This window comes from Arthrobacter sp. JDC6 (assembly GCF_056484025.1).
Genome location: NZ_CM151278.1, coordinates 491,558 through 505,231 on the forward strand (window position 1 = coordinate 491,558; position 13,674 = coordinate 505,231).

A 13,674-nucleotide genomic window follows, 5' to 3' on the forward strand; every position below is an offset into this window, starting at 1 on the left:
CAATGTCAAGAGTGTGACCCCCTAAAGGCAAAGTGTGTAGGCGCTCCTGCTGGGGACTCCGGGTCACACCAAAGGCCCTGACCGCTGGGACAGGGAGACCTCTGCCATATCGAGTGCCTGGTGAGGGGGTAAACAGGGCAAACCTGTGCGTCAGGGTGGGATGGTGGCCTCCGCTCCGGGTGTCCTTGTGGTTTCTGGTGCTGCCCACGGAAGCGGGAGCACGGGAACGGGTCCCCCGGAATCAACACCCTGGGGTGGAACGGCCATGACCGCGTCCGCCCAGGCAAGCCCGCGCATCATGCCGGGCCCGGTGTGCTGGACTGGGAACGCAAGGCCGGACAGGAACCGGCAAGGGACCAGGCGTGTCCTTCCCGGATCGCCCTCGAGGTCGCAGCCGGACATCACGAGCTGCAACGGAGGCAGCTGCGCGCCCCCAAGCGAGGCCATCAGCGGTGCGCCCAGGGTGAGGAGGGCCATCATGGCCGCCAGGGGATTGCCGGGCAGGCCAATGACGAACCGGCCGCCGGGAAGCGCGGCGAGCACTGCCGGGTGCCCGGGACGCATCGCGATGCCGTCCACCAGCAACTGCCCGCCCATGGCGTCGACGGCGGCACGGAAATGGTCGGTGCCGGATTTTCCGGTGCCGCCGGTGGTGATGAGCACGTCTGCGTGCCCGCCATGGGGCATCACCGGGTTCTCCAGGGCAGCCAGCCAATCGCTGAACGAGTCACCGATTCTTTGCGGGCTGTCCGCAACACCGCCGAGCAGGGAAACCACGTGTCCGAGCTGCGGGCCAAAGGTGTCCCGGACCTGTCCCGGGCCCGGAATTCCTTGCGTCACCACTTCGGCGCCGGTGAGTACGACGGCGGCAGCGGGCCGGGCGCGGACCTGGACGGTGTCGTGCCCTGCCGCCGCAGCCAGGGCCACGTGCGCGGGATTAAGGACGGTGCCGGCAGGGATGAGTACGTCCCCTGACCGGGCTTCCTGCCCGGCAGGGCGGATGTGTTGGCCGCTGCACGGCTCACCGGGCTTCGCATCGGCACGCAGCGCCAGGATGTGGTTGCCGTTGGGGTCCCGCACGGCCAGGCCGCTTTCCTTGCGCAGGACGGCGTCGGCGCCGTGCGGTACCAGGCCGCCGGTGGCAATCACGGCGGCACTGTTTGCGGATAAAAATCTGTTGCCCTCACCGGGCAGGGATCCATGCTGGCCGGCTCCGGCCAGCAGCCATGGACCAGGCCCGTTCACGGCCCAACCGTCCATGGCGGACGAGGCATAATGCGGGAGGTCCTGGAGGGCGGTGACATCCCGGCTCAGCGTGCGTCCATTGGCTTCAGCGAGCGGGACTGCCACGGGCGGGAGCGGACCGGCGGAACCGAAGGCCACATGGCGCGCTTCGGACCACGGTATGCACCCGCGTTCCGGGACGGGACCCGGCGCAGCCGTGCTCCTTGAAACGCTGGCTGTCAATCCATTGGCAGGCATCCGGGGCCCCTCCTTGTTAAGTCACCGGCACCATGCCGGTTGCGGGGTCCCGTTTTCCGAAAACGGTGCTTCGATGAGGAATACCTCCCCAGGTCTTAGGCCCATCGAAGCACCTTTCACGGAAAACGGGACGCCCGTTGCTAACGCTGTGCCTTTCCTAGCCCGCGGCTTCCAGGACCTGGGACTCCAGGGGCCCGGCCGCCAGCGGCAGGGAAGACACTTGCCTGCGTGCAGCCTCCACGGTGTGAAGCAGCAGCAATGCCGTGGTCACTGAGCCCACGCCGCCGGGAACCGGGGTGAGCGCCGCTGCCGTCCCGGTGACGCCGGCTTCGTCCACGTCACCCACCAGCGAGCCGTCGGGAAGGACGTTCGTGCCGACGTCGACCACTACCGTCCGGGAGGAGACATGGCTGCCGGTCAGCAGGCCGGCGCGTCCGGCGGCGACCACCACGACGTCGGCATCCTTCGTGTAGCGCTCAAGAGGGCCCGACCTGGAATGGCAGACCGTCACGGCGGCATCGCGTGCCAGCAGCAGGAGGGACAGTGGCTTGCCCACCACGGCGGACCGGCCCACGACCACCACGCCCTTGCCCGCCAGGGGAACCTGGTAATGATCCAGGATTTCGACGACGGAGCGCGCGGTGGCGGGCGCAAAGGCCGGCTGCCCCACGGCAAGGCGACCCAGGCTCAACGGATTTGCGCCGTCAATGTCCTTTTCCGGGGCGATAAGGCCCACCAGGTTGTCCGTCCGGACACCGGGCGGCAGTGGAGTTTGCAGGATGATGCCGTTCACGGACGGTTCGGCGCTCAGGTCCCGCAGGACGCTGGCCAGCACCGGTTCCGTTGCGTCATGGCCCAGGTCGATGATCCGGCAACCCACTCCTGCCCGCTCCGCTGCCCGCTCGATGGAGCGGACGTACCAGTGCGTTGACTCATCGGCGGTCGCCATGACCACCGCCACGACCGGGCGGACGCCGTCCAGTTCAAGCGACCGGACCTGCTCCTGCACTTCCTTGTGGAACAAACCGGCCAAAGGCTTTCCGGAAAGTACTGCGGTGCTCAACCAAGGATCCTTTCCCGCACGCGGGCCGAGAGGGCCTCAGCCGCCAGGACTACCTTTTCCTCAATACCGTCCGTCTGCCGGGCAAGCAGCGCGCGTGCCTCCGGGTCCTTGACCGCCACGACGTTGATGTCGATGTTGACGCGCGCGGTGGCGGCAGCTGCGCGGGCGGCATCGGCAGCCGCTGCCACGTCGCTGATGACGTTCGCGTTGGCCACGTCGAACAGCTCCGTGGCGAGGTCCACGATGTCGCCTGAGACCTTGATGAGCTGGGCGGGTGTCTGTGCAGCCTGGATGAGTGCCGACTGGATCCCGGCCGCGCGCGCGGCCTTGGACTCATCCGTGTCGGACGGCAGCCTGTAGGAGTCGATGACTGCCTGGAAGGCCTGTTCGTCCGCGTCGGCCAGGCGCAGTGCCTCGGTAATGAGATTGTCTGCTGCCTGGGTAATGCGCTGCACCTGGGGTGCGTGCTGTTCGTACCTGGCGCCTGTGGTGTAACGCGCCACCATGGCCACCAGGGCTGCACCCTGGGCCGCATGCAGGGCCGCGGCTGCACCGCCGCCCGGCGTGGGCTGTTTTGCGGCCAGGCGTGTGAGGTAGCTGCTGACTGTCTCTGAGCTGATCATGGCACTACCCGCGGAGCCGGGTCATGGTGGGGTCGTACAGCGGGTCCTGGGTCACCGTGGCAACGATCCGGCGTCCGAAGTACTCGATCTCCACGGAGTCGCCGATCGAAACTTCGGCGGGCAGGTAGGAATAGGCGATCGGTTTCCTGACCGTGTAGCCATAGGCGGCGCTGGTCACGTAGCCAACTGCCTGGTCCTTGTAGAACACCGGTTCCTTGCCGAGCACCAGGCTGCGGCCGTCGTCGACCGTGAGGCAGCGCAGGCGCCGCGCGGAGTTCTCCTCCGTGCGGCCTTCCAGGGCCGCCTTGCCGACGAAGTTGTCCTTGGCCATCTTCACCGCGAAGCCCAGGCCGGCCTCGAAGGGGTCGTGCTCGGTGGTCATGTCCGTGCCCCAGGAGCGGTAGCCCTTTTCCAGGCGGAGCGAGCTGAACGCGGCCCGCCCGGCAGCGATGACGCCAAACGGCTGGCCGGCCTTCCACAGTGCATCCCAGAGCCGCTGTCCGTTGTCGGCGCTGGTGTACAGTTCCCAGCCCAGCTCACCGACGTAGGACAGGCGCATGGCGGTAACGGGGACGCCACCGATGACCACCTTCTTGGCGCGGAAGTATTTCAGGCCATCGTTGGAGAAGTCATCACTGCTGACGGTGCTGACGAGGTCGCGGGCGAGCGGGCCCCACAGGCCGATGCAGCAGGTGCCGCCGGTGGTGTCGCGGACCTGGACCCAGTCGTCGGCGCTGCCGCTTGCTGTCTGGTGGCGGGCTGCGCGTTCAAAGTAGGCGGTGTCGATGTTGCCGTTGGCACCGAGCTGGAAGGTGTCCTCGCTGAGGCGGGCCACGGTGATGTCACTGCGGACCCCGCCCTGCTCGTCCAGGAGCAACGTGTAGGTGACGGCTCCGGGCTTCTTGTTCATTTCCGCGGTGGTCAGTTCCTGCAGCAGCTTCAGGGCGCCCGGTCCGGAGATTTCGAGGCGCTTGAGCGGGGTCATGTCGTACATGGCGACGGCGGTGCGCGTCTTCCATGCCTCGGCCGCGGCAATAGGCGAGCTGAACATGCCGGACCAGGAATCACGGGCCGGCGGCTGCCAGTCAGCGGGCATCTCCTTGAGGAGCTCGGCGTTGGCCTCGAACCAGTAGGGCCGTTCCCAGCCGCCGCCTTCCAGGAAGTAGCCGCCCAGCTGCTTGTGCCTGGCATGGAAGGGGCTGACGCGCAGGTTGCGCGGGGAGAGCTTGGGCTGCAGCGGGTGCAGGACGTCGTAGATCTCCACGAAGTTCTGCTGCGAGGTTTCGCTGACGTATTCGGGGGTCAGCTGCACGTCCTCGAAGCGGTGGATGTCGCAGTCGCCCAGGTCGATGGAGGACTTGCCGTCCACCAGGAGTTCGGCCACAGCGCGCGCGATGCCGGCGGAGTGGGTGACCCAGACGGCTTCGGCCACGAAGAAGCCGTCGAGTTCCCTGGACTCGCCAACGAGGGATCCGCCGTCGGGGGTGAAGGAGAAGATGCCGTTGAAGCCGTCCTCGATCTCGCTTTCGCGCAGGGCGGGCAGGATCTGCTTGGTGGCTTCCCACGCGGGGAGGAAGTCCTCGAGGGTGAAGTCCAGCCGGGACGGCATGTTGTGCTCGCTGATCTCATGCGGCTTGAAGCTGCCGAGTTCGTCGAGGTCCACGGGCATGGGCTTGTGGGCGTAGGAGCCGATGCCGTAGCGGTCGCCGTGTTCGCGGTAGTAGAGGTCCTGGTCCTGGTGCCGGAGGATGGGCAGCCGGGCGCCGTTGGGCAGTTCGTTCTTGCCCTGCTGTGCCGGAACCGGGGTGGTCTTGACGTACTGGTGGGCCAGGGGCAGCAGCGGCACGGACATGCCGATCAGCTCGCCCACCTTTGCACCCCAGAAGCCGGCGCAGGAGACCACGATGTCTGCCGGGATCACGCCGTCGGGCGTCTGGACGCCGGTGACCTGCCTGCCGGACTGTTCGATGCCGGTCACAGTGGTGTTGCCCAAGTACTTGACGCCGGCCGCTTCGGTGCGCTTGATCAGCAGCTGCACCGCCCGCGCCGCGCTGGCCAGGCCGTCGCTCGGGACGTGCAGGCCGCCGAGGATGTCCTCATCGTTGATGAGCGGGTAAAGCTCCTTGCATTCTGCCGGGGAAAGAATGGAGCCTTCGATGCCCCATGCCTGCGCATAGCCGAGCTTGCGCTTCAGGTCCGCGAGGCGGGTCTCGGTGGTGGCAACCTCCAGGCCGCCCACCTGGTTGAAGCAGCTGACGCCGTCTTCGGTGAGGGACAGCAGTTTCTCCACGGTGTACTTGGCGAACAGCGCCATGGACTTGGAGGGGTTGGTCTGGAAGACCAGTCCCGGGGCGTGCGAGGTGGAGCCGCCGGGCATGTTGAGGGGTCCCTGGTCCAGGACGGTGATGTTGTTCCAGCCGCGCGTGACGAGTTCATCCGCGAGGTTGGTGCCGACGATGCCGGCTCCGATAATGACAATGCGTGGTGACGATTCCAAGGAAGTCTCTCCTGCTGCTTTACGGGTTAGGTCTGCGGACGAGGGCTGCTTACCGGAACACCACGGTGCTGGTCTGGTCCAGCAGCACGCGGTGCTGGCAGTGCCAGCGGACGGCGCGGGAGAGGGCCAGTGCCTCGGCGTCCTGGCCCACGGTGGACAGCTGCGCCGGGCCGTAGCTGTGGTCCACGCGGATGACTTCCTGCTCGATGATGGGACCCTCATCCAGGTCCGCCGTGACGTAGTGGGCGGTGGCGCCCACCAGCTTGACTCCGCGGTCGTAGGCCTGGTGGTAGGGGCGTGCGCCCTTGAAGCCAGGGAGGAAGGAGTGGTGGATGTTGATGGCCCGGCCCTCCAGCGCCCGGCAGAGATCGTCGGAGAGCACCTGCATGTAACGGGCCAGGACCACGAGGTCGGCCTCGTACTCCTCCACCAGCTCCAGCAGCCTGCGTTCGGCGTCGGCCTTCGTGTCCGGTGTGACGGGGACGTAGATGAAGGGGAGCCCTGCGGCTTCCGCCATTGCACGGTGGGTCTCGTGGTTGGAAACGACCGCTACCAGTTCGCCGCCAAGGCTGCCGCCGCGCCAGCGGAAGATCAGGTCATTCAGGCAGTGCCCGAACTTGGACACCATCACCAGAACGCGCGGCTGGGTCTTGTCGTGGAAGCTGAAACTCATGTCGAACCGGCCTGCAATGGATGCAAATTCTTCCTCGAGCATCGCCGGCGTGTAGTTGGGGGAGCCGGAGAACGCTGTGCGCAGGTGCAGGGTCTCACGCAGGCTGTCATCGAACTGCTGGTGTTCCTCGATGTTGAAGCCACGCTCGAAGAGGAACGTGGTCACGGCCTGCACAATCCCTGCCTGCTCGCGGCAGGACAAGGTCAGCACGAACTTCTGCGCCTGCTCTTCCTTGAGCGCCGGCAGGGTAGCGGTTGCTGAAGCTGTTTCAATGAGGGTCATGTCCCTCCTCCTTCTAGATATATTCAAAAGCTGCGGACTGATATATTAGATTGGGTGTCAGCGTATACTGGTCTCGAGGCGAGGTCAATAGTTTTTTTTCTGGTTGGGAAGAAGGGGCTCAGCATGGCATTCGAAGCTTTGGCGGTGGCGGACGACGCCGGCAGGAAGTCGCTGGCAGACGTCGCGTACGAGAGCATCCGCGACTGGTTGCTGACCCTTGAAATCAAGCCCGGCGAGCTGCTGAATGACGAGCTCCTTGCCAAGAACCTGGGCGTGGGGCGGACTCCGGTGCGCGAAGCGCTGAAGCGGCTGGAGCTGGACCGGCTGGTGAAGACCTACCCCCGGCGGGGTACCTTCGCCACCAGGGTGGACGTGACCGACCTTTCCTTCATCTCGGAAATCCGGGCCCAGCTCGAGCCCCTTGCTGCCGCACGTGCTGCCCGGGTGGCATCCCCGGCGGTTCGGGACGGGCTGCGTGCCACGCTCGAGAAGGTCGAGGCATTCGATGTTGCCGCAGCAACCGTAACCGAGACGCTGCAGCTGGATGCCCGGGTGCACCAGGGCATTTACGCCGCCGCTGCCAACCCTCACCTGGAGGACATCCTGATCCGCTATGACAACCTGGCAACGCGGATCTGGTGCATGGTCATCGACCGCCTGCCGGACCTGTCCCACCACGTGCGCGAACACCTCGATCTGCTCCGCGCCGTCATTGACGGGGATGAGGAGCGGGCCTCCGAGCTTGCCAAGGCCCACGTGAGTGGATTCGAGCATGCGGTCCGGGAGGCCCTCTTCAAGGCTTAGTCCCGGCCGGTCTGCGCGTCTGTTGACATCGGGTGTGACCTGCACCATACTCTGAATCCAGATTGATATATCAATCAAATATCAGAGTTGGATTCCCATGAGCGGCGATGGCGCCGGCGAACGGAGCGACCAGTGAATTCCCAGGCAACCCTTGAAGCCCCGCGGAGAGCCACCGGCCTTGACCTTCAACAACGGTGCCAGGGCGGCGGCACGTCGAAAAAGGCCCTTGGCCTCCGGACTGACTGGGCGCGCCTGCCTGGCCGCAATGTCGAGGTGTGGCTACTGGGGGAGTGCGTGGCCAGCGGGGTGGTGGACCAGGCTGCGGAGGATGGATCGGTGCTCTGGATAGCCGCCGAGGGCATTAGCACGCGGCGCATCTTCGACAAGCAATCGGGCTACCAGATCTGGGTGTGACCGTCATTAGCCCCGACGCTGCAGGTCCTAACGCAGTCCGTGGCTGTGGGCCAGCGCAATGGCTTCGGTCCGCGAAGCCACGCCCAGCTTCCTGAACAGGTTCCGCACGTGGAACTTGACCGTGTTCTCGCTGATGTTGAGCGCGGCGGCTATGCTTCGGTTGCGTTGGCCCGCAGCCAGCAGTTGGAGGACCTCGAGTTCCCGGGCCGCGAGGTTCCAGCCCGAGACGTCTGCCGGAGAAGCAGGCGGGTCCAGGGGCAGCGTGACGGAAATGTCCGCGCCCCACCCCGGCATGAGATCGACTTCCATGCGGCCGTCCAGTGCCTGGACCCTGCGCTGCAGCCGTTCCATGTTCGGGGCGTCAGCCGAGAGTCCGCCCCGTCCGTCGTCCCGGACATTGATCAGCAGGTTTTCGCCGTCGCAGTCCCACTGGGTCCGCACCCTGCGGACTTCCGGTTGCTCCATCATGGCCAACAGCAGCCCGCGCACTATGGCCCGCGCCGCGATGGCTACCTCGCCGGGCAGCGCCCGGCCATTCAAGGGGGGTTCGATGAATTGCACGTCGATCCCACTGAACCGGGTCAGCGGACGCAGATCCTCGCGAAGCCGTTCGAAGGCGGTGGTCACCGGTTCCTTCACCAGTTCTGCCGTCTGGTCATTGTGCGTGCACAGTTCCACCAGCGCCTTGGCCGCGGCGTCACTGACGGTGGCCCGTGCCGTTGCGTCATCCAGGGAGCCTGACCGTGCGGCCGCCAGGATGGTTTCCAGGGTTGTGGAATGAAGGTCCACCAGCTCGCCCGTGACCCTGATCCGTTCCGCGGATGCTGCCCGTGACTCCAGCAGGTAGGACGGCGGCGCATCCTTCACCTTCTCCTGGATCCGGCGTGCTGCCATTTCCCAGAGATAGGACACGAGGTCCAGGTTCTCCATGTCCCCGGCCTGCTGCCGGCCCCCGGCCGTCCCGGGATAGGTAATGACCAGCAAAGCGTTGCTGGGAGCGTACCTCAGGGCGAAGGCCTGCCGTTGCCTGCCTGCGATTTGTGCCGTTCCCGCCCAAGGCCCCTCAACGGCCACCTGCTCGCGCAGCTGCTGGAGTTCGCTGATCGATACCCGGGCCACCACCTCCCCGTCGCCTGACTTCTTCTGCGGGCGTCCTGTGCATTCCTCGGTGAAGATCACCAGGGCGTCGCCGCCAGTGTAGGGGCGGACAGCTTCGTGCAGCCGTTCGGCAATGGCGGAGAGGGGCGCCTCCGCGATCCGGGCCACCGCGCGGAGCAGGGGCCAGGGCAGGGCGGTTCCGGGGAAGTCCGTAACCAGCCGAACGGGCGGGGTGCTCTCAATCATCTCGACAGATTACGCGAAGAATCCCGTCCTGAACTACCCGAACGGGTGGTTAAAACCATCCCGAATTGGCGTATCACCTACCCGCCCGTCTCGGCACGATGGATGCCAGATACACGATGAAGGAGGAGATATGGACTCAACCGTTCTGACCGCTCCCGCGGTGGAAGCAACCGGCGCGGCCATCACGGGCAATATCTCCCTGGTGTTAAGGGAGATCGCAGACACCGCGGCCCGCATCAGCCCGGACAGGCTGCGCCAGGCGGTCTCGATGCTGGAGAACGCCGACCGCGTCTTTGTGGCCGGGGCAGGCCGCAGCGGCCTGGTGCTGAGGATGGCAGCGATGCGGCTGATGCACCTCGGCCTCGTGGTCCACGTGGCCGGGGACACCACCACCCCCGCCATCCGGAAGGGTGACCTTCTGCTCGTCGCATCGGGCTCCGGCAGCACGTCGGGGATCGTGAAGGCCGCCGAGACCGCCGCCAAGGCGGGGGCCCGGATCGTCGCCTTCACTGCCAACCCCGGTTCGGCACTCGCAGGACTGGCTGACGCCGTCGTGCTGCTCCCGGCCCAGCAAAAGACCGACCACGGCTCGGGCGTCTCCCGCCAGTACTCCGGGAGCCTCTTCGAACAGGTGCTCTTCGTGGCAACGGAGGCGGTGTTCCAAACACTCTGGGACAACGCCGACGTCCCCGCCGAGCAGTTGTGGCTGCGCCACGCCAACCTCGAATAGACCTTTCCCGACTTTCCAGTCCTTTGGACAAAACCCCAACAGAAAGAAGAAGCAATGAAACTTCAGGTAGCCATTGACCTCCTCACCGTCGAGGACGCCCTCGAGCTGGCCGGCAAGGTCGCTGAATACGTGGACATCATCGAACTGGGCACGCCCCTCATCAAGGCTGCGGGCCTCTCCGCCGTTACGGCCATCAAGGAAGCCCACCCGGACAAGCTGGTTTTCGCCGACATGAAGACCATGGACGCCGGCGAACTCGAAGCCGACATCGCCTTCAAGGCGGGCGCCGACCTGGTCACCGTGCTCGGCTCCGCCGATGACTCCACGATCGCGGGCGCCGTCAAGGCCGCAAAGGCACACAGCAAGGGCGTCGTCGTTGACCTGATCGGCATCGCGGACAAGGCCACCCGGGCCAGGGAAGTGCGCGCCCTGGGTGCGAAGTTCGTCGAGATGCACGCGGGCCTGGACGAGCAGGCAAAGCCCGGCTTCGACCTGACTGGACTGCTACGCGCGGGCGAAGAATCGCAGGTGCCCTTCTCCGTGGCAGGCGGCGTGAACGTCAGCACCATCGCAGCCGTCCAGGCCGCAGGAGCCGACGTGGCGGTGGCCGGCGGCGCCATCTACGGCGCCGCAGATCCGGCTCTGGCCGCCAAGGAACTCCAGGCTGCCATCAACTAGGCCCTGGCATACGGCGGCGGCTCCACCTGGACCGGGGTGGGGCCGCCGCTGTGCCATGCCCTCATCGAGCCCATTCCGTGGCGGACGAACCTGGAGAAGGCCATGATCGTTAACCTGCCCGACACCACTACCTCGAAGGTGTCCAAGAAACTCATGGCCCTGCGCGAGCAGGGCGGCGTGATCGCGCTGGGCCGGGTCCTGACCCTGGTGGTCGTGACCAAGTCCGGGCTCGAGGAAGAAGCGATCGAGGCCGCGAACGACGCCAGCCGGGAACACCCCTGCCGGATCATCGTCCTCGCCGACGCCGGGAAGGACGCCGAAGACCGGCTCGACGCGCAGATCCGGGTCGGCGGGGACGCCGGCGCCTCGGAAGTGATCGTGCTGCGCGGCTATGGCCAACTGGCCCACGAGTCCGGGTCCCTGATGGCCGCGCTGCTGCTTCCGGACGCCCCGATCGTGGCCTGGTGGCCGCACGGCGCCCCCGCGAACGCGTGCGAGACCTCCATCGGCGCGATCGCGCACCGCAGGATCACCGACTCCGCGAACGAACCCGACCCCCAGGCCGCACTGGAACGGATCCACCGCACCTACAAGGCCGGCGACACCGACCTCGCCTGGACCCGACTGACCAACTGGCGGATCCAGCTCGCAGCAGCCCTGGACCAGGTCGACCCATCCTTGGTGCTTGCCGCCGAGGTGGAGGGCGCCCCGGATTCCCCCAGCCCGCTGCTGATGGCTGCCTGGCTCAAGCTCGCGCTGGACGTACCTGTGAACAAGGTTGCAGGACCGGCAGGATCGGGCCTTGGCCGAGTGAGCCTCACGCTGGCCGACGGTCGGATTCAGCTTCTCCGCCCCGGAGGCTTCGTCGCCGAACTCACCCAACCCGGCCACCCTGCCCAGCGGATCCCGCTCCCACGCCGCAGCCTCAGCGAATGCCTCGCCGAAGAACTCCGCCGCCTCCAGCCGGACCCTGTTTTCGGTGAGGTGCTGGCCACCGTGGGGCGTTTGTGCGCGGACAGGCAAGTGCAGCCGGTGCCTGAGGCCGGTTACCAGCTGCAGGGTTGCATGGTGGTGGCCTAGCCGCAGGGCCATTAAAGGATTTGGCCCCGGCGCATGATGCGCCGGGGCCAAATTCGGGTGTTTACCTAACGTGTGGCTGCCTTCTCCAGATCCTGCCCCTTGCCCGGGCACCTCTGGCCATCGGCGCACTCTTCTGCGCACTCGTGCTTTGTCACAAGGTCGAACTGCGCGCCCCGGTGTTGCTCCACGCCCGCCCGGATAGCCCGTTCCACCACAGAGTCCGCCAGCCGGCGGCGCAGGGAAAGGGGGTCCCTGCGCAGGTCCTTGGTGATGGCGAAACAAAGCAACAGCATGACGATCACGAAGGGCAGGGCAGCGACGATGGTGATCCGCTGCAGGCCCGACAACGCTTCGGAGGGCTGGTCACCGCCGGCCAAAAGCATGACGGCGGCCACGGCGCCGGTGAGGGCGCCCCAGAAGATGACCAGGGCACGCTTGGGGTCGGAGCTGCCGTTGGAGCTCAGCGACGCCATGATCAGGGAGGCGGAATCAGCACCGGTAATGAAGAAGATTGCCACCAGGACCATGGCCAGGACAATTACGGCCGCAATCATCCACTCCGGCAGGGGGAGGTTCTTCACCAGGTTGAACAGGGCGCCGTCAAAATCGATGGTTGCCTTGCCGTCGGTGACGGTCATTAGGCCCGGCGTGCCGGCTTTGTCAGCTTCCTGCTGGATGTGGAAGGCCGTACCGCCGAAGATGCCAAACCAGATGACGCTGACAATGCTGGGGACCAGCAGTACGCCGGTGACGAACTGCCGGATGGTCCGGCCGCGGCTGATCCTGGCGATGAACATGCCCACGAAGGGCGTCCAGGAAATCCACCAGGCCCAATAGAAGATGGTCCAGCCGGACATCCAGGTCCGCAGCGCCTCGTCGCCAACGGCCTCGGTGCGGGAGGACATTTCGGCCAGGTCGCGCAGATAGTCGCCCACCGCCGAGGGGATGAGGTTGAGGATGAAAAGAGTGGGGCCCGCCACGAAGACGATGGCGGCGAGGACCACTGCAAGGACCATGTTGACGTTGGACAGCCACTGGATTCCACGGCTGATGCCGGACACGGCGGAGGCGATGAAGCACGCTGTCAGGATGGCCACGATGGCCACGAGCACGGGTGTTCCGATCTCGCCTGTCCAGCCGTTCGAGGTGAAGCCGCTGCCGATCTGCAGGGCGCCAAGACCCAGTGACGCGGCGGTACCGAAGAGGGTGGCGAAGATGGCCAGGATGTTGATGACCTTGCCCACCGGCCCCTCAACGGTCCTGATGCCGAACAACGAGGTGAAGGCGGCGGAGATCAGTTGCCTGCGTCCCAGCCGGTAGGTGCCATAGGCCATGGCAATGCCCACCACCGCATACATGGCCCAGGGGTGCAGGGTCCAGTGGAAAATCGAGGTGGCCATGGCAGTCTGGATGGCTGCCGGGGTGCGCCCGTCAACCGTTCCGGGCGGGGGAGAAACGAAGTGGTACAGCGGCTCGGCCACCCCATAAAACATCAGGCCGATGCCCATTCCGGCGGCGAACATCATGGCGATCCATGACACCGTGCGGAATTCGGGTTTCTCACCGTCCTTGCCCAGCGGAATGTTGCCGAACTTGCCCATGGCCAGCCACAGGACAAACACGACGAACAGGGACGCCAGGACCATGAAGAGCCAGCCGGTGTATTCCATGACCCAGTCCAGGGCGTCCTTGGAAGTGGTGGCCAGGCTGTCCTTGTCGGCAAATCCCCACACCACGAAGGCAAGGGCAATGGCGCCGGTGATGCCGAACGTGGCCTTGTCCAGCGTCAGCTTCCGGTCGCGGCGCTGGGAGACGGCCTGCTCCCTGTTACTCAGCCGCAGTTCCGCCAGAATCTGCTTGTGTTCGTTGACGGCGGGAAGGGCCGCTGTCGATTCCTCTTGGTCGGTGTCCAGAGGCTCAGGGGGAGCGCCATCTGAAGGCGGCACTTTTGGCTTGGCGGAGGTTAGATCACTATTAATGGCCATGAAAGCGGGTCCTTTGGCT

12 protein-coding genes are annotated in these 13,674 nt (G+C 66.0%); 5 read left to right on the forward strand and 7 right to left on the reverse strand.

The window, feature by feature from the left end:
* Nucleotides 1–150: 150 nt before the first annotated feature.
* From ACV095_RS02225 to purU, 5 genes are all read right to left on the reverse strand, one after another.
* Nucleotides 151–1,482, reverse strand: coding sequence for a molybdopterin molybdotransferase MoeA (locus ACV095_RS02225; RefSeq protein WP_478222813.1), 1,332 nt, complete (start codon nt 1,480–1,482; stop codon nt 151–153).
* A gap of 157 nt (nt 1,483–1,639) precedes the next feature.
* On the reverse strand, nt 1,640–2,545 hold the full coding sequence (locus ACV095_RS02230; protein WP_018771781.1) for a bifunctional 5,10-methylenetetrahydrofolate dehydrogenase/5,10-methenyltetrahydrofolate cyclohydrolase: 906 nt from the start codon (nt 2,543–2,545) through the stop codon (nt 1,640–1,642).
* A complete protein-coding gene (locus ACV095_RS02235; RefSeq protein ID WP_134165081.1) occupies nt 2,542–3,168 on the reverse strand; it encodes a cyclodeaminase/cyclohydrolase family protein in 627 nt (208 codons plus the stop codon). The genes ACV095_RS02230 and ACV095_RS02235 overlap by 4 nt, the downstream gene beginning before the upstream one ends.
* Nucleotides 3,169–3,172: 4 nt before the next feature.
* Nucleotides 3,173–5,665, reverse strand: a complete 2,493-nt coding sequence (locus ACV095_RS02240) for a GcvT family protein (protein ID WP_478222814.1) — start codon at nt 5,663–5,665, stop codon at nt 3,173–3,175.
* A gap of 49 nt (nt 5,666–5,714) precedes the next feature.
* Nucleotides 5,715–6,620, reverse strand: a complete 906-nt coding sequence (purU, locus tag ACV095_RS02245) for a formyltetrahydrofolate deformylase (RefSeq protein WP_018771778.1) — start codon at nt 6,618–6,620, stop codon at nt 5,715–5,717.
* A 123-nt stretch (nt 6,621–6,743) separates the two neighbouring features.
* On the opposite strand from purU, the gene ACV095_RS02250 reads away from it, so the two are divergent.
* Together ACV095_RS02250 and ACV095_RS02255 are read left to right on the forward strand one after the other, a co-directional pair.
* Nucleotides 6,744–7,424: a GntR family transcriptional regulator gene (locus tag ACV095_RS02250; RefSeq protein WP_018771777.1), complete on the forward strand. Its 681-nt coding sequence runs from the start codon at nt 6,744–6,746 to the stop codon at nt 7,422–7,424.
* A gap of 132 nt (nt 7,425–7,556) precedes the next feature.
* Nucleotides 7,557–7,838, forward strand: coding sequence for a hypothetical protein (locus tag ACV095_RS02255; protein WP_478222815.1), 282 nt, complete (start codon nt 7,557–7,559; stop codon nt 7,836–7,838).
* A gap of 27 nt (nt 7,839–7,865) precedes the next feature.
* Here the strand turns inward: ACV095_RS02255 and ACV095_RS02260 are convergent, their stop codons facing one another.
* On the reverse strand, nt 7,866–9,182 hold the full coding sequence (locus tag ACV095_RS02260) for a helix-turn-helix transcriptional regulator (protein ID WP_478222816.1): 1,317 nt from the start codon (nt 9,180–9,182) through the stop codon (nt 7,866–7,868).
* 130 nt (nt 9,183–9,312) lie between these two features.
* On the opposite strand from ACV095_RS02260, the gene hxlB reads away from it, so the two are divergent.
* From hxlB to ACV095_RS02275, 3 genes are all read left to right on the forward strand, one after another.
* Nucleotides 9,313–9,912: a 6-phospho-3-hexuloisomerase gene (hxlB, locus tag ACV095_RS02265; protein WP_018771774.1), complete on the forward strand. Its 600-nt coding sequence runs from the start codon at nt 9,313–9,315 to the stop codon at nt 9,910–9,912.
* Between the two features lie 54 nt (nt 9,913–9,966).
* Nucleotides 9,967–10,590, forward strand: a complete 624-nt coding sequence (gene hxlA, locus ACV095_RS02270) for a 3-hexulose-6-phosphate synthase (protein WP_018771773.1) — start codon at nt 9,967–9,969, stop codon at nt 10,588–10,590.
* A gap of 102 nt (nt 10,591–10,692) precedes the next feature.
* Entirely contained in the window at nt 10,693–11,670 is a 978-nt protein-coding gene (locus tag ACV095_RS02275) for a glucose-6-phosphate dehydrogenase assembly protein OpcA (protein WP_478222817.1), read from the forward strand.
* Between the two features lie 65 nt (nt 11,671–11,735).
* Here the strand turns inward: ACV095_RS02275 and ACV095_RS02280 are convergent, their stop codons facing one another.
* Complete coding sequence (locus ACV095_RS02280) at nt 11,736–13,655, reverse strand: BCCT family transporter (RefSeq protein ID WP_056391711.1); 1,920 nt, start codon at nt 13,653–13,655, stop codon at nt 11,736–11,738.
* Between the last annotated feature and the right edge of the window lie 19 nt (nt 13,656–13,674).